The 26265-nt window shown below is 73.5% G+C and carries 22 protein-coding genes, 1 pseudogene and 2 riboswitches; of the genes and pseudogenes, 12 read left to right on the forward strand and 11 right to left on the reverse strand.

All coding sequences use genetic code 11. The features are described from left to right. Positions 1-10: 10 nt before the first annotated feature. The 6 genes from cobN (at position 11) to O7623_RS05465 (ending at position 10100) form a co-directional block, all read left to right on the forward strand. Positions 11-3631 (forward strand): cobaltochelatase subunit CobN, encoded by a 3621-nt coding sequence (gene cobN, locus O7623_RS05440; RefSeq protein ID WP_282227493.1) that lies wholly within the window; start codon positions 11-13, stop codon positions 3629-3631. 73 nt (positions 3632-3704) lie between these two features. Beyond that, positions 3705-4676, forward strand: a complete 972-nt coding sequence (locus O7623_RS05445; RefSeq protein WP_282227494.1) for a pirin family protein — start codon at positions 3705-3707, stop codon at positions 4674-4676. A 135-nt stretch (positions 4677-4811) separates the two neighbouring features. Continuing rightward, positions 4812-5582: a lytic polysaccharide monooxygenase gene (locus O7623_RS05450; RefSeq protein WP_282227495.1), complete on the forward strand. Its 771-nt coding sequence runs from the start codon at positions 4812-4814 to the stop codon at positions 5580-5582. A 22-nt stretch (positions 5583-5604) separates the two neighbouring features. After that, positions 5605-6831, forward strand: coding sequence for an MFS transporter (locus O7623_RS05455; protein WP_282227496.1), 1227 nt, complete (start codon positions 5605-5607; stop codon positions 6829-6831). Positions 6832-6960: 129 nt separating this feature from the next. Next, the gene (locus O7623_RS05460) at positions 6961-8874 is read left to right on the forward strand and encodes a family 10 glycosylhydrolase (RefSeq protein WP_282227497.1); all 1914 of its coding nucleotides are present in this window, start codon (positions 6961-6963) and stop codon (positions 8872-8874) included. A gap of 23 nt (positions 8875-8897) precedes the next feature. Beyond that, the gene (locus O7623_RS05465; protein ID WP_282227498.1) at positions 8898-10100 is read left to right on the forward strand and encodes a tetratricopeptide repeat protein; all 1203 of its coding nucleotides are present in this window, start codon (positions 8898-8900) and stop codon (positions 10098-10100) included. 19 nt (positions 10101-10119) lie between these two features. Here O7623_RS05465 and O7623_RS05470 read toward each other — a convergent pair whose 3' ends face one another. Both O7623_RS05470 and O7623_RS05475 read right to left on the reverse strand, forming a co-directional pair. After that, complete coding sequence (locus O7623_RS05470) at positions 10120-10794, reverse strand: response regulator transcription factor (protein WP_282227499.1); 675 nt, start codon at positions 10792-10794, stop codon at positions 10120-10122. Continuing rightward, positions 10791-11957: a sensor histidine kinase gene (locus O7623_RS05475; protein ID WP_282227500.1), complete on the reverse strand. Its 1167-nt coding sequence runs from the start codon at positions 11955-11957 to the stop codon at positions 10791-10793. Before O7623_RS05475 ends, O7623_RS05470 begins: the two co-directional genes overlap by 4 nt. Before the next feature lie 131 nt (positions 11958-12088). Here O7623_RS05475 and O7623_RS05480 point away from each other — a divergent pair, with 131 nt between their 5' ends. Beyond that, complete coding sequence (locus O7623_RS05480; RefSeq protein ID WP_282227501.1) at positions 12089-12835, forward strand: DUF2306 domain-containing protein; 747 nt, start codon at positions 12089-12091, stop codon at positions 12833-12835. Here O7623_RS05480 and O7623_RS05485 read toward each other — a convergent pair. Then, positions 12801-13436, reverse strand: coding sequence for a hypothetical protein (locus O7623_RS05485; RefSeq protein WP_282227502.1), 636 nt, complete (start codon positions 13434-13436; stop codon positions 12801-12803). The genes O7623_RS05480 and O7623_RS05485 overlap by 35 nt on opposite strands. A 141-nt stretch (positions 13437-13577) precedes the next feature. Beyond that, positions 13578-13796 carry a DUF2277 domain-containing protein gene (locus tag O7623_RS05490; protein WP_282227503.1) on the reverse strand — a complete coding sequence of 73 codons (219 nt, stop codon included), beginning with the start codon at positions 13794-13796 and terminating at the stop codon, positions 13578-13580. 116 nt (positions 13797-13912) lie between these two features. On the opposite strand from O7623_RS05490, the gene O7623_RS05495 reads away from it, so the two are divergent. Next, positions 13913-14473: a WHG domain-containing protein gene (locus O7623_RS05495; protein WP_282227504.1), complete on the forward strand. Its 561-nt coding sequence runs from the start codon at positions 13913-13915 to the stop codon at positions 14471-14473. A gap of 62 nt (positions 14474-14535) precedes the next feature. On the opposite strand, the gene O7623_RS05500 is transcribed toward O7623_RS05495, so the two are convergent. From O7623_RS05500 to O7623_RS05510, 3 genes are read right to left on the reverse strand one after another with little or no spacing between them, the layout of a single operon-like run. After that, a complete protein-coding gene (locus O7623_RS05500) occupies positions 14536-15930 on the reverse strand; it encodes a cobyrinate a,c-diamide synthase (protein WP_282227505.1) in 1395 nt (464 codons plus the stop codon). Next, complete coding sequence (gene cobO / locus O7623_RS05505; RefSeq protein ID WP_282227506.1) at positions 15924-16526, reverse strand: cob(I)yrinic acid a,c-diamide adenosyltransferase; 603 nt, start codon at positions 16524-16526, stop codon at positions 15924-15926. Before cobO ends, O7623_RS05500 begins: the two co-directional genes overlap by 7 nt. Beyond that, complete coding sequence (locus tag O7623_RS05510) at positions 16526-18529, reverse strand: VWA domain-containing protein (protein WP_282227507.1); 2004 nt, start codon at positions 18527-18529, stop codon at positions 16526-16528. The genes cobO and O7623_RS05510 overlap by 1 nt, the downstream gene beginning before the upstream one ends. A gap of 80 nt (positions 18530-18609) precedes the next feature. Continuing rightward, positions 18610-18737, reverse strand: a riboswitch (cobalamin riboswitch). 112 nt (positions 18738-18849) lie between these two features. Further along, a riboswitch (cobalamin riboswitch) is annotated at positions 18850-19027 on the forward strand. Between the two features lie 31 nt (positions 19028-19058). On the opposite strand from O7623_RS05510, the gene O7623_RS05515 reads away from it, so the two are divergent. From O7623_RS05515 to O7623_RS05525, 3 genes are read left to right on the forward strand one after another with little or no spacing between them, the layout of a single operon-like run. Continuing rightward, the gene (locus O7623_RS05515) at positions 19059-19259 is read left to right on the forward strand and encodes a CbtB-domain containing protein (RefSeq protein WP_282227508.1); all 201 of its coding nucleotides are present in this window, start codon (positions 19059-19061) and stop codon (positions 19257-19259) included. A gap of 16 nt (positions 19260-19275) precedes the next feature. Further along, a complete protein-coding gene (locus O7623_RS05520) occupies positions 19276-20034 on the forward strand; it encodes a CbtA family protein (RefSeq protein ID WP_282227509.1) in 759 nt (252 codons plus the stop codon). A gap of 47 nt (positions 20035-20081) precedes the next feature. Then, entirely contained in the window at positions 20082-20423 is a 342-nt protein-coding gene (locus tag O7623_RS05525) for a hypothetical protein (RefSeq protein ID WP_282229321.1), read from the forward strand. A 182-nt stretch (positions 20424-20605) separates the two neighbouring features. Here the strand turns inward: O7623_RS05525 and adhE are convergent, their stop codons facing one another. The 4 genes and pseudogenes from adhE to O7623_RS05545 all read right to left on the reverse strand — a co-directional run. Further along, complete coding sequence (adhE, locus tag O7623_RS05530) at positions 20606-23308, reverse strand: bifunctional acetaldehyde-CoA/alcohol dehydrogenase (protein WP_282227510.1); 2703 nt, start codon at positions 23306-23308, stop codon at positions 20606-20608. Positions 23309-23467: 159 nt separating this feature from the next. Continuing rightward, a complete protein-coding gene (locus O7623_RS05535) occupies positions 23468-24280 on the reverse strand; it encodes a helix-hairpin-helix domain-containing protein (protein ID WP_282227511.1) in 813 nt (270 codons plus the stop codon). 108 nt (positions 24281-24388) lie between these two features. Further along, positions 24389-25126, reverse strand: a complete 738-nt coding sequence (locus O7623_RS05540) for a maleylpyruvate isomerase family mycothiol-dependent enzyme (RefSeq protein WP_282229322.1) — start codon at positions 25124-25126, stop codon at positions 24389-24391. Next, positions 25112-25564, reverse strand: a pseudogene (locus tag O7623_RS05545) (ASCH domain-containing protein); the annotation flags it as partial. The gene O7623_RS05540 and the pseudogene O7623_RS05545, both read right to left, overlap by 15 nt. A 163-nt stretch (positions 25565-25727) precedes the next feature. On the opposite strand from O7623_RS05545, the gene O7623_RS05550 reads away from it, so the two are divergent. Next, positions 25728-26222 (forward strand): GNAT family N-acetyltransferase, encoded by a 495-nt coding sequence (locus O7623_RS05550; RefSeq protein ID WP_282227512.1) that lies wholly within the window; start codon positions 25728-25730, stop codon positions 26220-26222. The last annotated feature ends 43 nt before the right edge of the window (positions 26223-26265 follow it).

A 26265-nucleotide genomic window follows, 5' to 3' on the forward strand; every position in this document is an offset into this window, starting at 1 on the left:
CAGGCGTCCGATGATGCTACTTCTGTCCACTTCAGATACTGATTTGCTGAGTGGACGGGCCAGCGGTGCCGAGTGGCGCCTGGCGAACCCGGCCCGGCTGTCGGTCGACGACCTCACGCCCCTGCTGACCGGCGTCGACCTCGTGGTGGTCCGGCTGCTCGGCGGCCGCCGGGCCTGGCCGGACGGGCTGGACGCGCTGCTGGCCACCGGACCCCCCGTGGTGGTGCTCAGCGGCGAACAGGCGCCCGACGCCGCCCTGATGGAGCTCTCCACCGTACCGGCCGGAGTGGCCGCCGAGGCCCACGCCTATCTGGCCCACGGTGGACCGGCCAACCTCGCCGAACTGCACCGTTTCCTGTCCGACACGGTGCTGCTCACCGGGCACGGCTTCGCCGCGCCACAGCCGGCCCCGGAGTGGGGCGTGTCGGAGCGCCCGAGCGCGCCGAACGGACCGGGCCGGCCGACCGTGGCGGTGCTCTACTACCGGGCACATCACCTGGCCGGCAACACCGGCTTCGTGCACGCGCTGTGCGACGCGGTCGACGCCGCCGGCGGCCGGGCGCTGCCGGTCTACTGCGCCTCGCTGCGCTCGGCCGACCCACAGCTGCTGGTCACCCTGCGTCAGGCCGATGCCCTGGTGGTGACGGTGCTGGCTGCCGGCGGGACCCGACCGGCGACCGCCGGCGCCGGGGGCGACGACGACGCCTGGGACGTGGGCGCCCTCGCCGAGCTGGACGTGCCGATCCTGCAGGGACTCTGCCTGACCAGCTCCCGGCAGACCTGGGCGGCCACCGACGACGGGCTGTCCCCGTTGGACGCGGCGACCCAGGTGGCCATCCCCGAGTTCGACGGCCGGCTGATCACCGTGCCGTTCTCGTTCAAGGAGATCGACGCCGACGGACTGTCGGTCTACGTCGCCGACCCGCAGCGGGCCGCCCGGGTGGCCGGGATCGCGGTCCGCCACGGCGCGCTGCGGCACGTCGCGGCCGGCGACAAACGGATCGCCGTGCTGCTGTCGGCGTACCCGACGAAGCACGCCCGGATCGGCAACGCGGTCGGGCTCGACACCCCCGCCAGTGTGCTGGCGCTGCTGGGGACGTTGCGCGACGCCGGTTACGACGTCGGGCCGCACGACGGCCCCGACGCGCTGCCGGGGCTGACCGACGGCGACGGCGACGCGTTGATGCACGCGCTCATCGCCGCCGGCGGGCAGGACCCGGACTGGCTGACCGAGGAGCAGCTGACGGGCAACCCGGTGCGCATCCCGGCCGCCGACTACCGTCGCTGGTACGCCGAGTTCCCGGCGCAGCTGCGCGAACAGGTCGAACGGCACTGGGGTCCGCCGCCGGGCGAGCTGTACGTCGACCGGTCCCGGGATCCGGACGGCGAGATCGTGCTGGCCGCGCTGCGTACCGGCAACATCGTGCTGCTGGTGCAGCCGCCGCGCGGCTTCGGGGCCAACCCGGTGGCCATCTACCACGACCCGGATCTGCCGCCGAGCCACCACTACCTGGCCGCGTACCGGTGGCTGGAGCACGGCTTCGGCGCGCACGCCGTGGTGCACGTCGGCAAGCACGGCAACCTGGAGTGGCTACCGGGCAAGACGGTCGGGCTCAGCGCCGCCTGCGGGCCGGACGCCGCCCTCGGTGATCTGCCACTGATCTACCCGTTCCTGGTCAACGACCCCGGCGAGGGCACCCAGGCCAAACGGCGGGCGCACGCCACCCTGATCGACCATCTGGTGCCGCCGATGGCTCGGGCGGACAGTTACGGCGACATCGCCCGGCTGGAGCAGCTGCTCGACGAGCACGCGAACATCGCCGCCCTGGACCCGGCGAAACTGCCGGCGATCCGGGCGCAGATCTGGACGCTGATCCAGGCCGCCCGGCTCGACCACGACCTCGGTCTGGACGACCGGCCGCACGACGCCGAGTTCGACGACTTCCTGCTACACGTCGACGGATGGCTCTGCGAGGTCAAGGACGTGCAGATCCGCGACGGGCTGCACGTGCTCGGCGCGGCACCGGTCGGCGCGGCCCGGGTCGATCTGGTGCTGGCGATGCTGCGGGCCCGGCAGATGTGGGCCGGGCAGGTCGCGGCGCTGCCGGGCTTGCGGGAGGCGCTGGGCCTGGACGAGTCCGGCACCGACCGCGACGGCACCGACGCCGCCGAGGCGACCGCCCGGGAGCTGGTCGCGGCGATGGAGGAGCACGATTGGCGGCCGGACGCCGCCACCGAGGTCGCCACGGGCGTGCTCGGCGGCGACGACGAACGGGCCGCGCTGGTCATCCGGATCCTGCGCTTCGCGGCGACCGAGGTGGTGCCCCGGCTGGCCCGCACCACCGACGAGCTGACCCACGTCGCGCACGCGCTGGCCGGCGGGTACGTGCCGGCCGGGCCGAGCGGGTCACCGCTGCGCGGGTTGATCAACGTGCTGCCGACCGGACGCAACTTCTACTCGGTGGATCCGAAGGCGGTGCCGAGCCGGCTGGCCTGGGAGACCGGGCAGGCGATGGCCGAGTCGCTGCTGGCCCGCTACCGGGCCGACACCGGTGACTGGCCCCGTTCGGTGGGACTGTCGGTGTGGGGCACGTCGGCGATGCGGACCTCCGGCGACGACATCGCCGAGGTGCTGGCGCTACTCGGCGTACGGCCGGTGTGGGACGAGGCGTCGCGGCGGGTGACCGGCGTCACGGTGATCCCGGCGGCGGAGCTGGGCCGGCCCCGCATCGACGTGACGGTACGGATCTCGGGCTTCTTCCGCGACGCGTTCCCGCACGTGGTGGCCATGTTGGACGACGCGGTCCGGCTGGTCGCGGCCCTCGACGAGCCCGACGAGGTGAACTTCGTCGCGGCACACGCCCGCGCCGACCTGGCCGCCCACGGCGACACCCGGCGGGCCACCATGCGGATCTTCGGCTCCAAGCCGGGGACGTACGGTGCCGGGCTGCTGCAGCTGATCGACAGCCGCAACTGGCGTGACGACGCCGACCTGGCCGAGGTGTACGCGGTCTGGGGTGGTTACGCCTACGGCCGCGATCTCGACGGCGCGCCGGCCCGCGACCAGATGGAGTCGGCGTACCGGCGGATCGCGGTCGCGGCGAAGAACATCGACACCCGCGAACACGACATCGCCGACTCCGACGACTACTTCCAGTACCACGGCGGGATGATCGCCACGGTACGGGCGTTGACCGGGTCGGCCCCGGCGGCGTACATCGGCGACAGCACCCGCCCGGAGGCGGTGCGCACCCGGGCGCTGCACGAGGAGACCGCGCGGATCTTCCGGGCCCGGGTGGTGAACCCGCGCTGGCTGGCGGCGATGCGCCGGCACGGCTACAAGGGGGCGTTCGAGCTGGCCGCCACGGTCGACTACCTGTTCGGCTACGACGCCACCGCCGGGGTGGTGGCCGACTGGATGTACGACAAGCTGGCCGAGACGTACGTGCTCGACGAGGTCAATCAGCGGTTCCTGACCGAGTCGAACCCGTGGGCGCTGCACGGCATCACCGAGCGGCTGCTGGAGGCCGCCGACCGCAAACTGTGGGAGTACCCCGACCCGGCGGTGCTCGACGGGCTGCGGGAGGTGTTCCTGCGCACCGAGGGCGATCTGGAGGACCGGGCCGGATGAGGCAGGCAGGCCGGTCGACCACGCCGTCGTGGTCGACCGGGCGGCGTGGCGGCGCCGCGCGTAGGGTCGGGGCATGAGTGCGGCAGGGTCGGAGAGCATCCGGTACGACGGGACCGTGGTCGCCGGCGCGCAGCCGGAGAGCGTGCTGCTGCCCGGTCACGACGTGCCGTTGGGCCGCTACACGACGGTCCGCCGGCTGCTGCCGCAGCGGCCCCGGCGGATGGTCGGGGCCTGGTGCTTCGTCGACCACTTCGGGCCGGACGACGTGGCCGGGCGGCCCGGCATGCAGATCCCGCCGCACCCGCACACCGGGCTGCAGACGGTGACCTGGCTCGTCGACGGTGAGATCCTGCACCGCGACAGCCTGGGCAGCGTGCAGCCGATCGTGCCGGGGCAGCTCAACCTGATGACCGCCGGGCACGGCATCGCCCACTCGGAGCAGTCGCCGCCGGCCCATCCACCGGTGATGCACGGGCTGCAGCTGTGGGTGGCCTTGCCGGAAGCCGCCCGGCACGGCGCGCCCCGGTTCGACCACCATGCCGCGTTGCCGCAGGTCGGTGCCGACGACGCGCGGATCACCGTGGTGGTCGGCGAGTACGCCGGTGTCCGGTCCCCGGCCGAGATGTCCAGCCCCATCGTCGGAGCACAGGTGGACATCGGCACCGACGCGCCCGTCGCGCTGACGCTGCGCATCGATTTCGAGTACGCCCTCCTGGCGATGTCCGGCACAGCACGGGTCGACGGGGTGGAGCTGGCCCCGGGCGGGCTGCTCTACCTGGGCGAGGGCCGGTCGGGCACGACGGTGACCACCGACGGCCCGGCCCGGCTGTTCCTGCTCGGCGGTGAGCCGTTCGACGAGCCGCTCGTCATGTGGTGGAACTTCGTCGCCCGTAGCCACGAGGAGTTGGTCGCGGCCCGCGACGACTGGGCGGCCGGCCGGCGGTTCGGTACGGTGACCGGCTGCGTGGACGCCCCGCTGCCGGCACCGGAGATGCCGATCACCCGGATCAAGGCCCGCGACCGGCACGGACGTACCGTCGGCTGACCGTCGCACGGTCGACTGACATTCGTCGACGTATCGAAATTATTCGTTCATATTCTTTACTGTTAAGAGTCTTTACGCTAACTTCGTCGACACGGCCGGCCGCCCCACCGCCACCCACGACGTGCGGAGCGCCCCATGCGACGACGGATCATCCTGCCCCTGCTCGCCACCGGCACCATCCTCGGCACCCTGCTGATCGCCACCCCGGCCAGCGCCCACGGTTACGTCTCCTACCCGCCCAGCCGCCAGGCGATGTGCGCGCAGGGCCGGGTCGCGAACTGCGGCCCGATCGTGTGGGAACCGCAGAGCGTCGAAGGCCCCAAGGGCCAACGCACCTGCCACGGCGGGGTGAGCCGCTTCGCCATCCTCGACGACGACAGCGTCAACTGGCCGGCCACCACGGTCGGCGGGTCGGTCACCTTCACCTGGACGCTGACCGCCCGGCATGCCACCAGCACCTGGGAGTACTTCGTCGGCGGCACCCGGATCGCGGTGTTCGACGACGGCGGCCGACAGCCCGCCGCCACCGTGTCGCACACCGTGAACCTCGGCGGCCGCACCGGCCGGCAGAAGGTGCTGGCGACCTGGAACATCGCCGACACCGCGAACGCCTTCTACTCCTGCGTGGACGTCCAGATCGGTGCCGGGCCCGGCCCGTCGCCGACCCCGCCACCCCCGCCGTCACCCACCCCGACGCCACCACCGCCGACCACCACGCCCCCGACCACCGCGCCCCCGACCACCGCGCCACCCGGCCAGCCAGGCGGCACCTGGGCCGCCGGCACCACGTACCAGGTCGGTGCCGTCGTCAGCTACGCCGGCGTCAGCTACCGGTGCCGGCAGGCGCACACCGCACTCGTCGGCTGGGAACCACCGAACGTACCGGCACTGTGGCAACGGCTCTGACCGTCCGGTGCATGATGTACGGATGCCACAGTCACCCCCGCTCGGCCGGCCGTTCTGGCGGTTCTGGAGCGCAGCCACCCTCGCCAACATCGGTGACGGGATCCGGGTCGCCGCGTTCCCGCTGCTGGCCCTGTCGCTGACCGGGGATCCGCTCGGGCTGGCCGTCGTCGCCACCGCGCAGACCCTGCCCTGGCTCGTCGCCGGGCTGGCCGCTGGCGCGCTCGCCGACCGGGTGGCACCCCGTACGCTGCTCGCCGTCGCCGACACGGTACGCGCCCTGCTGCTGGTGGCCCTGGTGGCGACGGTGGCCACCGGCACCGCCACGATCGCCCTGGTCGCGGTCTGCGCGTTCGGTCTCGGCGTCGGCGAGGCGGTACGCGACACCGCCGGCCAGGTGGCCGTGCCGAAACTGGTGCCGCCGGCCGCGCTGGAGCGGGCCAACGGCCGGCTCACCGCCGGCACGATCGTCGGCAACGAGTTCGTCGGCCCACCGGTCGGCGCCGCGCTGTTCGTCGTCGGCGCGGCCGTACCGTTCGCGGCCAACGGGGCCAGCCTGGCGCTCGCTGTGATGCTGGTGCTGACGTTGCCGCTGAGCCTGGTCCGTACCCCCACGGCCACGGCGGCGGCCGCCGCCACGACGGTCGGCCCGAGCATCCGGGCCGGGCTGCGCTGGCTGGCCCACCACCGGACGCTGCGCGCCCTGGCCGTGGTGGTCGCGGCGGTCGCCGCCGCCGACGCGGCCTGGTTCGCGATCTTCCTGCTGTACGCCCGGGACGTGCTCGGTGTCGGCGCGCTCGGCTACGGCCTGCTGCTGTCCGCTGGAGCAGGTGGCGGCCTGGCCGGGGCGTTCCTGGCCGACCGGCTGGTCGCCGGCCGCCGGCACCGGCTGGTGCTGGCCGTCTCACTCGCGGTCACCGCCGGGGTGCCGGCGCTGCTCATCGCCGTACCGCAGATCTGGGTGGCGGTGGCGGTGACCGTGGTGTCCAGCGGCGCGTTCGCGGTGCTGAACATCTGCGCGGCGACGCTGCGGCAGCGCACCGTACCGGACGGACTACTGGGGCGGGTAACGGCGGCGTCCAAGACGCTGATCTACGGTGGCGCCGGCGGCGGCGCACTGCTCGGTGGCGCGCTGGCCGCCGGGGTCGGGCTGGCCGCCCCGTTCGGCTTCGCCGCGCTGGTCGGTGTGGTCGCCACCGCCGGCTGGTGGCTGGCCACCCGGGGCGACACGACGTCTGTCCGTCTCGCCTGAGCGGCGGGGCGGTCGACTGTAGACGACGGTCCGTACCGGCCCTGACCACCATGACCAGCGGTTGTCGTTGACCGGCCAATGCCGCAGGCGCGACGGTGCGGTAACGGTACGTGCGCCACCCTTGCGGCCATGTCAGCAGCAGGTCCTCCGCCGAAGCGGCAGTTCCGGGGCTTCTGGCTGGCGACGGTCGCCAACCTGGACTGGCCGAGCCGACCCGGACTGGCGCCGGACGCCCAGCAGGCGGAGCTACGCGGCTGGCTCGACCTGGCCCGGCAACTGCGCTGCAACGCCGTCGTCGTACAGGTGCGTCCGAGCGCCGACGCGTTCTGGCCGTCGCCGTACGAGCCGTGGTCGGCGGTGCTCACCGGGCAGCAGGGCGGCCACCCCGGCTACGACCCACTCCGATACCTGGTCGACGAGGCGCACGCCCGCAACCTGGAGCTGCACGCCTGGTGCAATCCGTACCGGGTCGCCAACCACGCCGACCCGACCCGGCTGGTCGCCGGCCATCCGGCCCGCCGCAACCCGGAGTGGGTGATCGCGTACGCCGGCCGGCTCTACTACGACCCGGGCCAACCGGCGGTACGGTCCTTCGTCCAGGACGCGATGCTCGACGCGGTCACCCGCTACGACATCGACGCGCTGCACTGGGACGACTACTTCTACCCGTACCCGGTCGCCGGGGAGGTCTTCGCCGACCAGGCCAGCTTCGCCGCGTACGGGGCCGGCTTCGACAGCGTCGCCGCGTGGCGCCGGCACAATGTCGACCAGCTCGTCGCGCAGATGAGCGACCGGCTGCGGGCGGTCAAGCCGTGGGTGCGCTTCGGCATCAGCCCGTTCGGCATCTGGCGCAACGCCGCCACCGACCCGCTCGGTTCGCGGACGAACGGGTTGCAGTCCTACGACGCGATCTACGCCGACAGCCGCCGCTGGGTGCGGGAACAGTGGATCGACTACATCGTGCCGCAGCTGTACTGGCACATCGGTCACCCGGCCGCCGACTACGCCGAGCTGGTCCGCTGGTGGTCCGCGACGGTGTCAGGCACCAGTGTGCAGTTGCTCGTCGGCCAGTCGACGTACCGGGTCGGCGTCGCCGGGCAGGACCCGGCCTGGCAGGACCCGGCCGAACTGAGCCGGCACCTGACGCTGCACCACAGCTACCCGCAGGTCCGCGGCGACCTGCAGTTCAGCGGCAAGGACGTGCGCGCCGACCGGCTCGGCGGGGTCAGCCGGCTGGTCGCCGAGCACTACCCCCGGCCCGCGCTGCTGCCGGTCGCGGCCGGGCGCGGCGGCGTGCCGGCCCCGGGCGTCGCACCGCCGCCGCCGGCGATCACCGCCGCGACCCGCACCCCGGCCGGGGTACGGCTGGACTGGCTCGCCGCCACCGGCGCCGCCGTCCCGACGGCGTACGCGCTCTACCGCTGCCCCGGCACCGACGCGGCCGACCCGACCGCGTTCGACGACGCCCGGCACCTGCTGGCGACGGTACGGGCCACCGGCACCGGCGGCTCCTTCACCGACGTGACGGCGGCGCACGGTTCTGCGTACACGTATCTGGTCACCGCTCTGGACCGCCAGCACCGGGAGAGCCCGGGCGGGCCGGCGCGGGTGCTGGCCGCCGGCAGCGACGCGTTCAGCGTGATCGTCGACAACCGCACGCCGGGCGGGTTCACCGCCAGCGCCGCCTGGGGCACGTCGAGCTGGTCCGCCGGACGCTACGGCACCGACTACCGGTTCACCAGCCCGCAGCCGGTCAGCGACCCGGCCTGGTTCACCGTCACCGTGCCGGCGGCCGGCAGCTACCGGGTCGACGTGTGGCATCCGGCGGCGTCCGGCTACCACCCGGCCGCGCCACACCTGGTGCAGACCACCACCGGGCTGGTCAGCCGGCCGGTGGATCAGCGCACCGACGGCGGCCGCTGGCGGGAGCTGGGCGTCTTCGCGCTGGCGGCGGGCCGGCGGCCGGTGGTCGGGGTGAGCCGGTGGGCCCCCGCCGGCGGCCACATCGTCGCCGACGCGGTACGCCTGACCCGGGTCGGCTGACGCGCGGTCGTACACTGCCCGCCGTGGCATGGCGGGCGTACGAACAGGGACTGATCTGCCTCGGGCGTCGCGACGTCGCCGCCGCCCGGGCCCACCTCGAATCGGCCGGGGCGGACCCGCGGGCGCTGCTGCTGTTGGGGCAGTTGGCCGGCGGCGACGGCGAGCCGGCCGACCCCTCGCGGGCGCGGCGGCTGTACGCGCAGGCCGCCGCACTCGGCAGCGCCGACGCCGCGTACAACCTGGCGGCGCTGTACGCCACCGGGCGTGGTGGCGATCGCGACGACGCGGCCGCGCTGACCTGGTACCTGCGCTCGGCCGAGCTGGGCAGCGCCGACGCCCGCCGGATGGTCGGCCTGATGTACGCCCACGGTCAGGGTGTGCCCGCCGACGACGCCGAGGCCGAGCGGCACTGGCGGGCGGCGGCCGCCGACGGCCAGGCACCGGCGATGCGTGATCTGGGTGCCCTGTACGCGCGGCGCGGGGACGATCCGGCCGAGGCGGCGTTCTGGTACCTGGAGGCCGCGAAGTCCGGCGACACCACGGTCGGCCAGGAACTGGCACGACTCGTGCCCCGGCTGCGCGAACGGACGGCGGCCGATCAGCGGGCGCAGACCCTGCTCGGGGTGATCCTGGCCTTTCATCTCGACGATCCGACAGCCGCGGTGCCACTGCTGACCGCTTCGGCGGGCCAGGGCGACCCGGTCGCGCAGCGGACCCTCGGGTTCCTGGTCGAACGCGGCATCGGCACAGACCTGGACGTACACCGGGCCGCCGAGCTGTACCGGTCGGCGGCGGACGCGGGTGACGGCCCGGCCGCGTTCAACCTCGCGGTGCTGCACCCCGACTCCCCCGGGACGGTGACGTGGCTGCGCCGCGCCGCGACGAACGGCGTCGTCGAGGCGTACCCCCGGCTCGGTGACCGGCTCAGCGAGCAGGACCTCGACGAGGAGGCCCTGCGCTGGTACGTCCGTGGTGCCGACGCTGGCGACAAGGGCAGCATGCTGGCGGCGGCCTGCTGGTACCGCGACGGCTTCGGCGGGCCGGTCGACCTGGTGCAGGCGCTGCGCTGGTGCCTGGCGATGCTCGACGTCGGCAGCGGTGACGGCATCCACGAGGCCCACGGTTTCGTGGCGCAGATGAGTGTGGACGACATCCACGAGGCCGGTCGGTTGTCCGGCCGGCTGACCGAGGCGGACCTGCTCGCGCAGCGGTCGGATCCGCAGTGACAGGCCCGCGCGTCGCACGCTACGTCGGCCGGTCGAGGCCGGCGCGGACCCGGCCGGTCTCGTACGCCCAGATCGCGACCTCGACCCGGTTGCGGACGCCGAGCTTGGTCATCAGGGCCGCGAGGTGGCTCTTGACCGTGCTGAGGCTGATGTACAGCTCGCCGGCGATCTCGGTGTTGGTGCGGCCACGGGCGACGGCGACGAGCACCTGCTCCTCGCGGTCGGTCAACGGGTCGAGCGGTTGGCGGGCCGGTGCCACCGGACCGGCGGCGGCGAAGGCGCTGAGCAGCCGGGTGGTGACGGCCGGCGCGATGAGCGCGTCACCGGCGGCGGCGGCCCGGACGGCCTGGGTGAGCAGCGCCGTGCCGGCGTCCTTGAGCAGGAAGCCCCGGGCACCCGCGCGCAGCGCCGCGTAGACGTACTCGTCGAGGTCGAAGGTGGTGATGACGACCACGGCGAGCGGGTCGACGACGCCGGGGCCGGCGAGGCGACGGGTGGCCTCGATGCCGTCCACATCGGGCATCCGGATGTCGAACAGGCACACGTCGGGACGCAACCGGTGGGCGAGGTCGACCGCCCGGCGGCCGTCGGCCGCCTCGCCGACGACCTCGATGCCCGGCTGGGCGTCGAGAATCATCGTCAGCCCGGTCCGGACGATCTCCTGATCGTCGGCGACGACCACCCGGATGGTCACGTCCCTGACCGACCGGCCGGGGCCTGGCGGGGCAGGGCCACGGCGACGGTCCAGCCCCGATCAGGGCGCGGTCCCACGTCGCAGGTGCCGCCGAGCAGGGCCGCCCGCTCGGTCATGCCGACGATGCCGAAGCCGCCGGTGGCGGCGGGCCGCGCCGTGCCGGTGTCGCCGTCGTCGCTGACCCGCAGCCGTACCGCGTCTGCGTCGACGTCGACGCGGACCTCGATCCGGGTGGCGTGCCGGGCGTGCCGGCGGGCGTTGGTCACCGACTCCTGGGCCAGCCGGTAGACCGCGGTCGCGACGGTCGACGGGATGTCATCGACGTCGCCGTGCAGGGAGACGTCGACGACCGGGCCGGGCTGCGTCCGGCTGGCGAGTCTGGCGACGTCGCCGATTCCGGGGTTCGGGGTGAGGTCCGCCGGGGCCAAGTGTCCGGCGGGTTCGCCGTGGCGCAGGCCGCGCACCATCAGCCGCATCTCGGCCAGGGCGCGGGTCGCCTCGGCCTCGATCACCGCCAGCGCGTCGAGGGCCGCCGCCGGTCGGGTCGGTGCCACCGCGATGCCCGCCTGGGCGCGGATCGCCATCGCCGACACGTGGTGGGCCACCGTGTCGTGCAGGTCGCGGGCGAGCCGTTCCCGTTCGGCCGACTTGGCCTGGTCGAGTTCGCGGGCCCACAGCGTCGCCCGGTACCGCAGGGCGGTGGCCACGGCCATCGCGGCGGACACCACCACCGTCCCGCCGACCACGTCGGCGAGGTCGAGGTGGCCGACCGCCGCCGACAGGCCCATCTTGGCCAGGATGACCGCCGTGCCGGCCACGATCTGCCGGCCGGAACCCCAGCGGTACAGCGCGTACGGCAGGATCAGCAAATAGACACCGGTGACCAGCTCCGGTTCGTGGCCGGCCAGCAGCGCGGCCACGGCGGTGACCGGGAAGGCGACGGCGACCATCAGCAGCGGCCTGGTCCGGCGCCACAACAGCGTCGGCGCCAACACGAGGGCGACGATCAACGAGTACGCGGGCGACACCAGGTCGGTACGCAGCAGCCCTTCGATGGTCGCGGCGACCCAGACCGCGCCGAGCAGCACCCAGTCCCGCCAGACCCGTGTCGGCGGGTCGGCGACGCGGGGCTCGCCCCACACCGACCGCAGCAGCGCACGCACACCGCGATCGTACGCAGCCGACCGCGGCGGCGTACCGGCCACAAGTACGACGAGCGGCCCCGTCCAACGGCGGGGTCGACGCCGGCCCGCGCGGCGATGACCGCTCGCCGCGCCGCCGCGACGATCGAGCCATGTCCACACCCGTACCGGATCCACGGTCGATGCCCCAGCCCACCGTCCGCACCGTCGCCGGCCGTTGCGCCCCTGCCAACTGGCTGATCCCCACCGGGCTGGTGCTGCTCAGCCTCGTGCCGGTGGTCGCCGGCAGCCTGCGACTGGCCGAGCTGGTCGGCGGGCCGCCCATCGTGCCCGACGGCGACCGGGTCACCGCTGCCCCGGTGGCGCTGGTGACGCACATCGTCAGCGTCACCATTTTCAGCCTCGTCGGGGCGTTCCAGTTCGCGCCGGGTCTGCGGCGACGCCACCGGGCCTGGCACCGGGCCGCCGGGCGGGTCCTGGTTGTCTGTGGGTTGCTCACCGCCGGGACCGGCCTGTGGCTGACCCTGTTCCTGCCGCCGGCGGCGGTCGACAGCGAGCTGCTGGTCGCCATCCGGGTGGTGGTGAGTGTGGCGATGGCGGCGTGCGTCGGGGTCGGTTTCCGCGCGGTCCGGCGCCGCGACTTCGCCGCGCACCGGGCCTGGATGATCCGGGGGTACGCGATCGGGATGGGTGCGGGCACCCAGTTCTTCACCCAGATGGCCTGGCTGGCCGTGGTCGGCCCGGTGACGGCGTCGGGCCGGACCGGCACCATGGCCGCCGGTTGGCTGATCAACGTGGTGGTGGCGGAGTGGGTCGTCCGGCGTCGCGCCGCCGGCCCTCGCCGACGACGCGACGCGGTACGGGTCAGCGGATCCGCTCGACCACGACCCGCCGGATGACGAACTTGCCCGGTTCCCGGACCTGTTCGAAGGCGGCGTCGTTGAGCAGCACGCAACTGGCCGACGGGCTGGTCACCGTGACGGTGATGCTCCGGTCGTTGTCGAGGTTGGTCACCTTGAGCACGGTGCCGATCGGGAAGGTGCCGCTGGAGGCGGCCGGGGCGGCGTCCTCGTTGAACAGGGTCACCGTCGAGCCGGCGCAGACGACCTCACCGGTCCCGGGCGCACCGGTGTCCGGCGCGGCACCGGAGTCCGTACCGCTGGGTGGTGCTGGCTGCGGCGCCGCCGGGGTGGTCGGTGCCGCGACCGGGGCACCGGCCTGCACGTCGGCAGTGCAGCCGGCGGCGGCCCGCCGCTGCTGGATCAGGTCGACGACGGCCTGCCGGTTGGCGATCCGGTCGGCGGACAGGGCGTCCGGGTTGGCCCGCTGGTCGGCGATGAAGGTGAGGTTGTTGCGCAGCGCGGTGTCCAGTCCGTCGCAGTTCTCCCCCGCGTTGCCCAGCCCGGTGCCGACCGCCAGCCCGCCGCCGAGCAGGGCGGCAGCCGCCACCCCGATGAACACCTTGCGCGCCCGTCCGCTTCTGACGTCCCACCCGTACATGCACCCGCTCCTCTCGTCGCGCCGCTGCGCGATCGCAGCCCACCGACCGGTACGGGTGGCGACGCCGAGTGGATCTACCGCAGGACTGAAGTTTTGCTTAAGAATCCTCACAGAAGCGACGGCGGTGCCCGCCGCAGCGGTCTATCGGCCGGCGGGGGCCCGCACTACCAGGCGGTCCAGCAGGTCACGGCTGGCGGCGGCCACGGCGGCCACCGCCGCCTCGAACGCTTCGGCGTTGTGTGCGGCCGGCTGCCGGAAACCGGAGATCTTCCGTACGTACTGTAGGGCGGCGGCCTCGATGTCGGCGTCGGTCACGTCCGGGGTGTACGGCTCACGCAACGTCTTGATGCTTCGGCACATGCGTTCCATCGTGCCTCAGTCGGCGTCGCCGCGGGGACCCGAGTTGACAACATTGGCTAATGCTATTAGCTTTCAAGCTATGCTTGGTAGCTCGACATCCCGCGCCGGTGGCCGACGTGCCTAGGGTCGGCCTCACCCCGGACGCCCTGGTGGACGCCGCGATCGCCCACATCGACGAGCACGGCCTCGACGCGCTGACGCTCAACGCGCTCGCCGGCCGGGTCGGTGTCGCCGCCCCGTCGCTCTACAAGCACGTCGGCGGCGGGCTCACCGAGCTGCGCGCCCTCGTCGCCGTACGGGTGATCGACGAGGTCGCCGACGAACTCACCCGGCACACCCTCGGTCTGAGCCGCGACGCCGCCGTCGCCGCGCTGATGCGGGCCAGTCGCGGCTACGTCCGCCGGCACCCGGCCCGCTGGGCGGCGATGCCCGCCGACCCGCTGAGCCAGCCGGCCACGGCCGCCGCCGGCACCCGGCTGCTGGAGGTGTTCCTCGCCGTACTGCGCGGGTACGGGCTGGACCCGGCCACGACGGTCCACGCCACCCGCTGCCTGCGAGCGACCGTGCACGGCTTCGTCGCGCTGGAGGTCGCCGGCGGCTTCGGCCTTCCGGAGGACCTGGAGCAGACGTACGACCGGCTCATCGCCATGGTCGTCGCGAGCCTGCCGCGCGGCTGAGCGGGGCCCTCGTTGCCGTTCCACACGGGGCCGATGCCCGGCCCGGTGGCGACCGGGCCGCGTCACCGACGGCGCGCGGCGGCGACCAGCCGGGCCGCGATCTGCGGCCGCGCCGCCCAGTGCAGATGCAGGTACGACGCGTGCACCCCGGCGGCCACGAAACCCTCCGGCGCGCCCCCACGCCATCCCCACGCCGCCGTCACGCCGGCTCGCGGCGTCACCTCGGTTCGGTGGAACTCGTGTCCGGTCAGCCGGCTGCCGACCGGCACCGCGACGTTGTCGGTCAACGCCACCGCGTCGCGGTAGCCGAGGGTCAGCCGGGGCGTCATCCGGGCGTCCGCCGGCAGCACCCCGCACATCGGAGCACCATCGAGGGTGCGGCACAACCACAGCAGACCGGCACATTCGGCGACGACCGGTGCTCCGCTGGCGGCGACCGCCGCCACCTGCGAGCGCAACCCGGCGTTGGCGGTCAGCTCACCGGCGTACACCTCGGGGAAGCCACCGCCGACGACCAGCGCCGCCGTGCCGGCGGGCAGTCGCTCGTCGCGGACCGGATCGACGGTACGCACCTCGGCGCCGGCCGCTGTCAGCAGCTCCACGGTCTCCGGGTAGCCGAAGCTGAACGCCGGGCCGGCGGCGACCGCGACGACCGGCCGGTGACCGGCCGGGACCGGCTGCCCGCCGGCACCCGACCCGGCACCACCGTCGGGGTCGGCGACACGGACGGCCGCTGTCGGGGACCATACGTCGGACGCCAGCATGGGTGCGCGGCGCGCCACCGCCGCCACGGCGTCCAGGTCCACCGACGCGGCGACCAGTGCCGCCAACGCCTCGACCGAGGCGCGCGCCTCGACGGTGCGTTCGACCGCCGGCACCAGACCCAGGTGCCGCGACGGGGTGTCGACCGACGGCTGTCGACGCAGCACCCCGAGCACCGGGGTGCCGACCTCCTCACAGGCGTCCCGCAGGACCTGCGCGTGCCGGTCGGAGCCGACCCGGTTGAGGATCACCCCGGCGATGTGGACCTGACCGAACGACCGGAAGCCGTGCACCAGGGCGGCCACCGACCGGCTCTGCCCGGCCGCGTCGACGACCAGCAGCACGGGCGCGGCCAGCAGCGCGGCGACGTGCGCGGTGGAGCCGACGTCACCGGCGCCCACCCGGCCGTCGTAGAGGCCCATCACGCCTTCGATCACGGCCAGGTCGACGCCGGCGGCACCATGGGCGAACAACGGCGCGACGAGGTCCTCGCCGACCAGCACCGGATCCAGGTTGCGGCCCGGCCGACCGGCGGCGAGCGCGTGGTAGCCGGGATCGATGTAGTCCGGGCCGACCTTGAACCCGGCGACCCGGACCCCGCGGGCGGCGAAGGCGGCGAGCAGCCCCGTGGCCACCGTCGTCTTGCCGTGGCCGGATCCGGGGGCGGCGATCACCACCCGGGGTACGGCTACCACTCGATGCCCTGCTGGCCCTTGCGCCCGGCGTCCATCGGATGCTTGACCTTGGTCATCTCGGTCACCAGGTCGGCGAGGTCGATCAGCTCCGGTGCGGCGTTGCGCCCGGTGATCACCACATGCTGGCTGCCCGGCCGCTCCCGCAGCACCGACACCACCTCGGCGACGTCGATCCACCCCCAGGTCATCGGATAGGTGAACTCGTCCAGCACGTAGAACCGGTACGCCTCGGCGGCCAGGTCCCGACGGATCTGCGCCCAGCCCTCGGCGGCCTCGGCGGCGTGGTCGCGCTCCGCGCCGGGGCGCTGGATCCAGGACCAGCCCTCCCCCATCTTGTGCCAGGTCACCGGTGCCCCACGGCCCGACTCACCGAGGGTACGCAGGGCCGCCTCCTCGCCTACCTTCCACTTCGGAGACTTGACGAACTGGTAGACGACCACCGGCCAGCCGGCCGACCAGGCCCGCAGCGCCATGCCGAACGCCGCCGTCGACTTGCCCTTACCTGGCCCGGTGTGCACCGCAAGCACCGGCTGGCGACGCCGGGCCCGGGTGGTCAGCCCGTCGTCGGGGACATGTTCCGGTCTCCCCTGTGGCATCAGGCAGCCCTCCGCCGGTCGTGGACACCCGGACCCGTCGCCGACAACGCGGCCAGCGGCAGCCACTGTGCGGTGAAGCCGGCGGCGAGCCGGCGCGCCAGCCCGAGCCGCACCGGGCCGGCCTCGCAGTCGAGCACCACCATCGGGGTGCCGGCGAGCAACGGCGCCAGCGTCATCGGGTCCGGGCCGCTGGTCGCCCGCCCGTCGGTGACCAGCAGGACCAGCGGCCGGCGACGCGGATCCCGGCGGCGCTCGGCGGTGACGGTGGCCGCGGCGACGCGCAACCCGGCGGCGATCGGGGTACGCCCCCCGGTGCGCAGCTGCGCCAACCGGGTGACGGCGACCCCGTGGCTGCTGGTCGGCGGCAGGACCAGGTCGGCACCGGCGCCCCGGAAGGTGATCATCCCGACCCGGTCGCGCCGGTGGTACGCGTCGCGCAGCAACGACAGCACGGCGGTCTTGACCACGCTCATCCGGTGCCGTGCCGCCATCGAACCCGAGGCGTCGACCACGAACAGGATCAGGTTCGCCTCCGTGCCGACGAAGCGGGCCTGACGCAGGTCGGCGGAGACGATCCGCCGGCCACCACGCGACGCGGTGGCGCGTACCGTCGCCGGCAGATGCACGGCCGATACCCGCCCGGTCGGTGCCGTGGCGCCCACCACCCTGCCCCGGTCCGCGTGGGCGGCCGACCGCCGGCCGGGCGTGCCGCCATCGCCGAGTCCGGGCAGCCGCAGCGTCCGGGGCCGGTACGCCGGACCGGCCGCCGCCGGCGCCGGACCGGCCTCCGCCGAACCGTCCGGGCCGGTAGCCGAACCACCGGCGCTGTCGTCGTCGCGGCGGGCACCCTCCTGACCGTCGCGGCGCTGACCGTCACGGCCGTCACCGCGGCCGTCGCCCGCCTGCGGTGGAGGTCCGTCCGCGCTGGTCGGCGGCCTACCGTCCGGCGGTGCGGGAGGTCCCGGGGGCGGTGCGGGGTCCGGGTCGTCGTCGGGACACTCGTCACGCAACACCTCGTCGAGACGCTGTGCGTCGGCACCGGGCGGATCCAGCGGATCCCGTCGCCGCCGGTGCGGCAGGGCCAGCCGGGCGGCGTCGGCGACCTCCGCGGCCGTGACCGCCGGCAGGCCACGCCAGGCGGCCAGGGCCACGGCGGCACGGGCCATCACGATGTCCGCCCGCAGCCCGTCCACCTGGTACGCGAGGCAGATCCGGGCGATCCGGTCGATCTCGGCGTCCGGTAGGGTCACCGCCGGCAGGGCGGCCCGTGCCGCGCGTACCCGTCGTGCGAGTTGATCGTCGGCGGACCGCCAGTGGGCCGCGAAGGCCGCCGGGTCGGCCTCGTAGGCCAGCCGGCGGCGGACCACCTCGGCCCGGTCGGCCACCTCGGTCGGCGCGGTCACCGACACGACCAGGCCGAAGCGGTCCAGCAGCTGCGGACGCGGCTCCCCCTCCTCCGGGTTCATCGTGCCGACCAGCAGGAACCGGGCGGCGTGGCTGACCGACACCCCGTCGCGTTCGACGTGTGCGCGGCCCATCGCCGCCGCGTCCAGCAGCAGGTCGACCAGGTGGTCCGGCAGCAGGTTGACCTCGTCGACATAGAGCAGGCCACGGTGGGCGGCGGCGAGCAGTCCCGGCTCGTACGCCTTCACCCCGGCGCTGAGCACCCGCTGGATGTCCAAGGTCCCGACCACCCGGTCCTCGGTGGCCCCGACCGGCAACTCGACCAGGGCCGCCGGCCCGCCCCGGGCGGTGATCGGCGCGGTGTGCGGGCCGTCCGGGCAGGTCGGGTCGACGGCGATCGGATCGCAGCCGAACCGGCAGCCGGCGACCCGGTCGACCGGCGGCAGCAGGCCGGCCAGGGCCCGGACCATCGTCGACTTCGCGGTGCCCTTCTCGCCACGGATCAGCACCCCGCCGATACCGGGGTGCGCCGCCGCCAGCAGCAGGGCCTGCCGCAACTCGGGCAGGCCCACGATGGCGGTGAACGGGTACGCCGTCATACCGGGCACCAACTGGTGCGCATGGTGAATCCCTTCCGCGGGTGTCCACGCCCGCGTGCCGGTGGACCAGGGAGCGGCCGGAGTCTCCTGGCTGCCGGATCGACACCACGTCCCGAGCCTTCCCGCCGTCGTGGCAGTGGCTGTCTCATGGGGACGTGACTCCCCGGTCACAGTGGCGGGACCGCCCCGGATTCGCACCGGGTTCCTCCGCGTACCGCTCGTGCCGGCCATGCTCCCCTACCGCGAGCGCCACCGTCAATGTGGCGCCGCTCCCTGCGCTGGTCGTGGCGGTGGGCATTGTCCGGCCGGGCGAACCGGCGGTACGCTGCGCGAGCCACGGTGTTCGGGAAGCCGGTGTGATTCCGGCGTGGTCCTCGCCACTGTGACCGGGGAGTGTCCGTTCCACCACGCCACTGGGCCGACGACAACGGCTTGGGAAGGCGGGACGGCCGCGACGATCCGGGAGCCAGGAGACCGGCCGTGGCACGCACCGCATCGCCACGAGGCATGGACGAGAGGATCACCTGGCATGACTGCACCTTCTGTCGGCGGCGAGGTCACCACCCCCGCCATCCGCGTACCGCTGGCCGGCTGGCTGCTGGCCGCCGTCGCGGCGGTCGTCATCTACCTGGTCGCGCAGGACAACGGACTGGTGCTGGCCGGCGCCGCCGAGTTCGTGCACGAGTTCACCCACGACGGCCGGCACGCCCTCGGCGTCCCGTGCCACTGAGCGGGGGTCGGCTCCGATGAGCGGCTACCCGTTCGGCACCGTACTGCGTCGTGGTCTGCTCGCCGGGCTCGCCGCCGGGGTGGCCGCAGCGGCGGCGGCCCTGCTGATCGTCGAACCCCGGATCGAATCGGCGCTGGTCGTCGAGGAGGGCCGGGCCACGCCGGGCGGCGGCGGACACGGCCACGAGGAGGAACTGGTCAGCCGTGGCGTGCAGATCCTCGGTGGACTGGTCGCGACCGTCGCGGTCGCGGTCTGCCTGGCCGTGATCGTCGCCGTGGTCTTCGGGGCCACCCGGCACCTGCTGCCCGGCCGCGACGACTTCCGCCGGGTCGGACTGCTGGCCGGGCTCGGCTTCGTCGTGGTGGCGTTGCTGCCGGCCATCCGTTTCCCGGCGAACCCGCCCGGCGTCGGTGACCCCGACACCGTCAACCAACGCACCGGCCAGTACCTATCGTTCATCGTCGCGGCGGCGGCGGTCACCTGGCTGGCCCTGCTGGTGCACCGGCGGCTGGCCGCCTGGTCACGGCCGACGCCGTACCGGGCCGTGGCCGCGACCGTCGTCGCCGTCGTCGGCTACACGCTGCTGCTGACGCTCTGGCCGGCGACCGCTGTCGAGGTGCCGGGAGACGTACCGGCGGCGCTGCTGTGGGAGTTCCGTCTGGCGTCGCTGGCGCAGCTCGCCACGATGTGGACGGTCCTCGGGGTGGTGTTCGGGCTGCTGCTCACCCCGGCCCGGGCCGACCACCGGCGGCCGATCACCGCCGACGTCGCGTGACGGAGGGCGCCGACGCCGCGCGTACACCACTGGGGCAGTCGGCCCGGATGACGGTCTGCCGGGGGTGCTGCTGCGGCACCCGGCGCAAGCACCCCGACGTCGACCACGACCGCCAGCTCGACGTTCTACGGACGGCCGGACCAGTACAGGTGTCGGACTGCCTCAACGCCTGCGAACGGTCCAACGTGGTCGTGGTACGGCCGGCACCCCTGGGCCGCCTGCTCGGGGCCCGGCCGGTCTGGCTCGGCGGGGTGCTCGAGGACGCGACGTCGTCCGCCGTCGCGCGGTGGGTCACCGCCGGCGGACCGGGGCTGGCCGCGCCACCCGACCAACTCACCGGGCTGCGCTTCGCCGCACCCCGGTGGGGGAAGCCCACACCACCGTCCTGACGACGACGCACCGATGGCAGCCGGCCACAGTGCCGGCGGCCGACCGCCGTCTGGCACCGGCAAGCTCCACCGCGAACTGGTTGCATGATTGTGCAACCGCCCGGGATTGCGGACTTCCCGACGACGGCACGGCTGTGGGCCGGGACACCGCGCGGTGTCCCGGCCCGACGGACGGCGGACAGTCAGCCCTGTTCGCTGCCCGCGTCGACACCGGTGCCCGGGCCGGCGTCAGTGTCCGGGCCGGCGTCGGCCTTGCCGTAGTAGGCGGCCCGCATGAGCTGCTGCATGTCGTCGAGCATCGGCATCCGAGGGTTGGCCGGCGCGCACTGGTCCTCGTACGCGTTGACCGCCTGCTGCGGCAGGCTCGCCAGGAACGACGCCTCGTCGACCCCGACGGCCTGGAACGACGGCTCGATGCCGACGGCGTCGCGCAACCGTTCGACGGCGGCCGCGTACGACTCCACGCCTTCGGCGGGGGTGGCCGCCGGCCGGCCGAGCATCCGGGCGATCTCCTGGAACCGTTCCGGAGCCCGGTAGTTCTCGTACTTCGGCCAACCGGACAGCTTGCCAGGTCGCGCCCCGTTGTACCGGATCACGTGCGGCATCAGGATCGCGTTGGTCCGACCGTGGGCGATGTGGAACGTCGCGCCGAGGGTGTGCGACATGGCGTGCACGATGCCGAGGAAGGCGTTGCCGAACGCCATCCCGGCGATCGTCCCGGCGTTGTGCATCTTCTCCCGGGCCTCGGGGTCGGCGGCGCCGTGCCGCACCGCCCGCTCCAGGTGGGCGAAGATCAGCCGGATCGCCTGCAGGGCGAGCCCGTCGGTGTAGTCGTTGGCGTACACCGACACGAACGACTCGGTGGCGTGGGTCAGCGCGTCGAAGCCGCTGTCGGCGGTGACCACCGGTGGCAGGTCGGCGGCGAGCACCGGGTCGATGATCGCCACGTTCGGGGTGAGCGCGTAGTCGGCCAGCGGGTACTTCTTGCCGGTCACCGTGTCGGTGATCACCGCGAACGGGGTGACCTCGGCCCCGGTCCCCGACGTCGTCGGGATGCAGACCAGCTTGGCCAACTCGCCCGGCGCCGGGAAGGTGAACGCTCGCTTGCGGATGTCGAAGAACTTCTCCCGCATGTCGGCGAAGACCACCCCGGGGTGCTCGTAGCGCAACCACATCACCTTGGCCGCGTCCATCACCGAACCGCCGCCGAGGGCGATGATGGTGTCCGGGCGGAAGTGACGCATCTGCTCGGCACCAGCGTCGACGGTACGGATGCTCGGCTCCGGTTCGACGGTGTCGATGATCTGCAGCGCCACCCGCTGCGCCCGGCCCTGCAGCACGGTCAGCACCCGGTCGACGAACCCGAGCCGGGTCATCGTCGCGTCGGTGACCACGGTGACCCGGTGCACGTCCGGCATGTCGGCCAGGTACCGGATCGCGTGCGGCTCGAAGTAGATCTTCGGCGGCACCTTGAACCACTGCAGGTTGTTGGTCCGCCGGGCCACCCGTTTGATGTTGAGCAGGTTCACCGCGGTCACGTTGTTCGACACCGAGTTGCGCCCGTAACTACCGCAGCCCAACGTCAGCGACGGAGCGATCGCGTTGTACATGTCACCGATCGCGCCCTGCGAGGCCGGCGCGTTCCAGATGATCCGTACCGCCTTGACCCTGCGGCCGAACTCCTCGGCGAGAGCGGCGTCACTGGTGTGGATGACAGCGCTGTGGCCGAGGCCGTGGAACTCGACCATCTGCTCGGCGTACCGGATGCCGGTGGCGTGCCCGTCGGCGCGCAGCACCGCCAGCACCGGGCAGAGCTTCTCCCGGGTCAGCGGCTCGGCCGGGCCGACCTCGTCGACCTCGACCAGGATTATCGACGTGTCGGCGGGCACGGTGAAGCCGGCCTGCGCGGCGATCCAGACCGGTGACTGCCCGACGACGGCGGGGTTGAGCGCGGCCCCGGCGCAGCCCGCCGATCCGGCGGCGACCCCGAACAGCAACTCCTCCAGCTGGCGCTTCTGCTGTGGAGTCGCACGGTGGGCATGCAGCGTGGCGAACTCGGCCATCGCCGGTTCGTAGATTTCGTCGTCGATGATGACCGCCTGCTCGGAGGCGCAGACCATGCCGTTGTCGAACGCCTTGGACAGCACCACGTCGTTGACGGCCCGGGCCAGCTTCGCCGTCCGCTCCAGGTACGCCGGGACGTTGCCGGCACCGACGCCCAGAGCAGGCTTGCCGGCCGAGTACGCCGCGCGGACCATGCCGTTGCCGCCGGTGGCCAGGATCAGCGCCACCCCGTCGTGGCGCATCAACGCACCGGTGGCCTCGACCGACGGGTGCTCGATCCACTGGATGCAGTGGGCCGGCGCACCAGCGGCGATCGCCGCGTCGCGGACCACCCGGGCCGCTTCGGCGCTGCACCGCTGGGCGGCCGGGTGGAACGCGAAGATGATCGGGTTACGGGTCTTCAGCGCCAGCAAGGCCTTGAAGATGGTCGTCGACGTCGGGTTCGTGACCGGGGTGACCCCGCAGATCACGCCGACGGGTTCGGCGATCTCGACGATGCCGCTGATGTCGTCGCGACCGACCACACCGACGGTCTTCAACGTCGCCATGCTGTGGGTGACGTGTTCGCAGGCGAAGATGTTCTTCACCGCTTTGTCTTCGAAGACGCCGCGGCCGGTTTCCTGCACCGCCATCCGGGCCAGGTCGCTGTGTCGACCGAGCGCGGCGACCGATGCCTTTCCGACGATCGTGTCGATCCGCTCCTGATCGAACTCTGCGTAGTCGTCGAGCGCCTTGGACGCCGCCGCCACGAGGGCGTCGATCGCGATCTGCGTCTCGGTCGACACGGCCGGCTTCGTGGACATCTGGACGCCTGCGGTCATTTCCGATCACCTCGTTCGGTCAGCACCGGCGGCACCTTGCCGCCGGTGCTCACCCTCATCGTCACTCCGGACGGTGATCGCGCGCTGCCGCCGTACGTCCCCGATCGCCGGGACCTAGGTCACCGGGTCCACCCGCACCCCGGTGACCGGTCGAGGTGGTCAGCTGCCGGACCGTGCCGCTGCGAGCTCCCGCGCCCGGGCCGGCCAGTTCGGCAGGCTCGCGGTGGCCCGCACGCCAGCGGCGCGCACCGCCGCGCGCAGGGTCGCCTCGTCGGTCGCGCCCAGCTCGTCGTACGTGCGGATGCCGGCGGACTGCAGGGCGGCGGCCATCTTCGGCCCGATGCCCTCGATTCGCCGGAAGTCGTCGGCGGGTCCGGAATCCACGGTCACCGGGGCCGCAGCCGGCTCCGGCTCGACGACCGGCTCGACGACCGGCTCGGCAACGGCAACCGGCTCGGCAACCACCGGCTCGGCAACCACCGGCTCGGCAACCACCGGCTCGGCGGTAGCAGCGACCGGCTCAGGTTCCACGACCGTCGGCTCAGGCTCCACGACGGCGACCGGCTCAGGCGCGGCTGCCACCGGCTGCGGCTCGACGGCTGGTGCAGACTCGGCAACCACCGGCTCCGCCACCGCTGGCGCGGTCTCGATCGGCGCGGTCTCGACACGTCGTGGCGACGGCACCGTGGCAGCGGGCGGCACTGCCGGTTCCGCCGTGGACGCCGAGTCGACGGTGGCCGTCGCGGCGGGGGTGGTCTCCGTGGCCGGCTCCGGAGCAGGGTCGGCAGCGGTTGCCGTCGCCGCCGTGGTGTCGGCAGGCGCCGTGGTGTCGGCCGTCGAGTTCCCGGGCCGGACGGGCGGCTCGGCGGTGCTGGCGGCTGCGGACCGGCGGCTCATCACGAGCCAACCGGCGACCGCGCCGAGCAGCACGACGACCAGCAGAATCAGTACGTTTCCGAGGGACCAGTCCACGGCAACCTCCAGCAGCAAAAAGTCAGAATTGCGAAAGGGTCTCGTTGTGGCCTTGCCGCTGTCAAACTACGGGCAGCGGCAGAACGTGACGAGGGCAGGGATGCTTCGCTACTCTTCGCCGACTGTCGAGGAACGGTGCGTACCGCCGAAGAACGGCGCACGAACGCCGGCCGGTCGCACCGCCGACGAATCAGCCGGGGCCAGACCGACCCGGCCGGTGACGGCCCGTACCAGATGCGCCCGGTCCCATCCGCGTGCCGCGCGCACCGGTGCCAGTGTGGTGCCCGCCGCCAGTGCCACCACCAGGTCGCCCGCCGCCTCGGTCAGCCACGGGGGGACGCCGAGGCCGTCGGCCAGGTCGACACCGTGGACGGCCAACTCGACGACCCGGGTGGCCTGGAAATCGGTCAGGGTCATCGGATCACCGTGCCGGGTGACGACCATCCGGTCCATCGGCGCGGCCGCGACCTGCGCGGCGGCGCTCGCTGTCCGGGCCGCGAGCTCGTCGACCGCGTCGTCGACCGTCAGGGCCGCCGCCCACCGCTGCGCGTCGACGACCCGGGCCCCGTCCACGTCGGGACGGAACCGGGCGTCCGCCACGTAGTAACCGATCGCGTCCACCAGGCCGCCGGAGTCGGCGGCGGGCTCGCCGCCAGCAAGCATCTCCACGGTACGGGACAAGGCGATCACCGTATGTCCCAGTAGTTCCTTCACCGTCCAGGGCGTACACCGGGTCGGTCGGTCGAAATGTGCCGCCGGGACCGTCCGTAGCGCCTCGACCATCGCCCGGCTCTCCGCCGCGTAGGCCGCCGCCACCTCGTGGGCCCGCCAGATCCGCTGCACCACCCGGAAACGTTCGGCCACCACCATGGTCCGGTCGTCGACGGTGAAGGTGTCGTCACCCAGTGCCGCACGCATCGGCGCAGACTGCCAGAAGTCGACGTGCGCCCGACGCCAGGCGGCCACGTCGGCGAACCCTTCGCCCTCGTCCATGGCGTGCGCCAGGTCCACCTCGGCCAGCGGGACCACCCGTACCTCGGTGGTCTCCAGCACCGCGCACGGCCGGCCCGCCGAATCCACCAGGACGGACCGGTCCCCGGGCACCGGCAGCGGCTCGTCGTCGTGCTCGTACTCGCGCAGCAGCCCGGAGGTGGTGGTCTTCGCACCGGTGAGGATCGCCGCGACCAGTCGGTCCCGCAGCGGTCCGGGAAACGCGAACTGCGCGGGTGGCAGATCGTCGTGCCGACGCGGTACGTCCCGACCGGCACCACGCTCCGCCTCGATCGCCACACTCGCAGTCTACTGACAGCAGGTGTCACCCGAGCCTGCCCCGGGTGGGACACCGGCGCTCCCCGGGGGGTCCCGCAATTGACGTGACGGCACGCGCCTGGTGGGCCACGATGTCCCCGTGACGACGACCGGATCGCGCGCGGTGACGCTGCACCCGATGACCCAGGCTGAGTACGACGTGCGCATTCCCGCCCTGATCGCCGGCTATGCCGGCAGCCTGCTGCGGTCCGGGCGGGCCACGACCGCGACGGCGCTGGCCGAGTCGCGCCGGCAGCACGCCGAACTGCTGCCCGACGGGCTGGCCACCGAACGGATGATCTTCCTGGTGGCCCGGCCGGCGGATGTCGACGACGCGCCACCGGTCGGTTGGATCTGGGTGGGACTACCCGGTCCCGCCGAGCCGGAACGGCCCGCCTGGATCTACAACATCGAGGTCGACGCGGCGCAGCGCGGCAACGGGTACGGCCGGGCGCTGCTGGCCGCCGTGGAACCGCTGCTCGCGGCGCGCGGAGTTACCCGGCTCGGGCTCAACGTCTTCGCGGACAACCCGGTGGCCCGCCGGCTCTACGAGTCGACCGGGTACGCGGTCACCGCCCAGCAGATGGTCAAACCGATCGGTCCCGCCTCCGCACCGCCGGCCGACCCGGCGTGACGGTGCCGCTCGCCGGGCTTGCATCTCAAGCCGCTTGAGATCG

Source organism: Solwaraspora sp. WMMD791 (assembly GCF_029581195.1).
GTDB lineage: Bacteria > Actinomycetota > Actinomycetes > Mycobacteriales > Micromonosporaceae > Micromonospora_E.

What these genes read in the sequence shown, in the direction of transcription:
- cobO (WP_282227506.1), bottom strand. Translation starts at nt 16,526, where the DNA reads ATGCCACAGGGGAGACCGGAACATGTCCCCGACGACGGGCTGACCACC.
- O7623_RS05550 (WP_282227512.1), top strand. Translation starts at nt 25,728, where the DNA reads ATGACCCAGGCTGAGTACGACGTGCGCATTCCCGCCCTGATCGCCGGC.
- O7623_RS05515 (WP_282227508.1), top strand. Translation starts at nt 19,059, where the DNA reads ATGACTGCACCTTCTGTCGGCGGCGAGGTCACCACCCCCGCCATCCGC.
- O7623_RS05490 (WP_282227503.1), bottom strand. Translation starts at nt 13,796, where the DNA reads ATGTGCCGAAGCATCAAGACGTTGCGTGAGCCGTACACCCCGGACGTG.
- O7623_RS05455 (WP_282227496.1), top strand. Translation starts at nt 5,605, where the DNA reads ATGCCACAGTCACCCCCGCTCGGCCGGCCGTTCTGGCGGTTCTGGAGC.
- O7623_RS05525 (WP_282229321.1), top strand. Translation starts at nt 20,082, where the DNA reads ATGACGGTCTGCCGGGGGTGCTGCTGCGGCACCCGGCGCAAGCACCCC.
- O7623_RS05445 (WP_282227494.1), top strand. Translation starts at nt 3,705, where the DNA reads ATGAGTGCGGCAGGGTCGGAGAGCATCCGGTACGACGGGACCGTGGTC.
- O7623_RS05510 (WP_282227507.1), bottom strand. Translation starts at nt 18,529, where the DNA reads ATGACGGCGTACCCGTTCACCGCCATCGTGGGCCTGCCCGAGTTGCGG.
- adhE (WP_282227510.1), bottom strand. Translation starts at nt 23,308, where the DNA reads ATGACCGCAGGCGTCCAGATGTCCACGAAGCCGGCCGTGTCGACCGAG.
- O7623_RS05450 (WP_282227495.1), top strand. Translation starts at nt 4,812, where the DNA reads ATGCGACGACGGATCATCCTGCCCCTGCTCGCCACCGGCACCATCCTC.
- O7623_RS05480 (WP_282227501.1), top strand. Translation starts at nt 12,089, where the DNA reads ATGTCCACACCCGTACCGGATCCACGGTCGATGCCCCAGCCCACCGTC.
- O7623_RS05460 (WP_282227497.1), top strand. Translation starts at nt 6,961, where the DNA reads ATGTCAGCAGCAGGTCCTCCGCCGAAGCGGCAGTTCCGGGGCTTCTGG.
- O7623_RS05485 (WP_282227502.1), bottom strand. Translation starts at nt 13,436, where the DNA reads ATGTACGGGTGGGACGTCAGAAGCGGACGGGCGCGCAAGGTGTTCATC.
- O7623_RS05520 (WP_282227509.1), top strand. Translation starts at nt 19,276, where the DNA reads ATGAGCGGCTACCCGTTCGGCACCGTACTGCGTCGTGGTCTGCTCGCC.
- cobN (WP_282227493.1), top strand. Translation starts at nt 11, where the DNA reads ATGATGCTACTTCTGTCCACTTCAGATACTGATTTGCTGAGTGGACGG.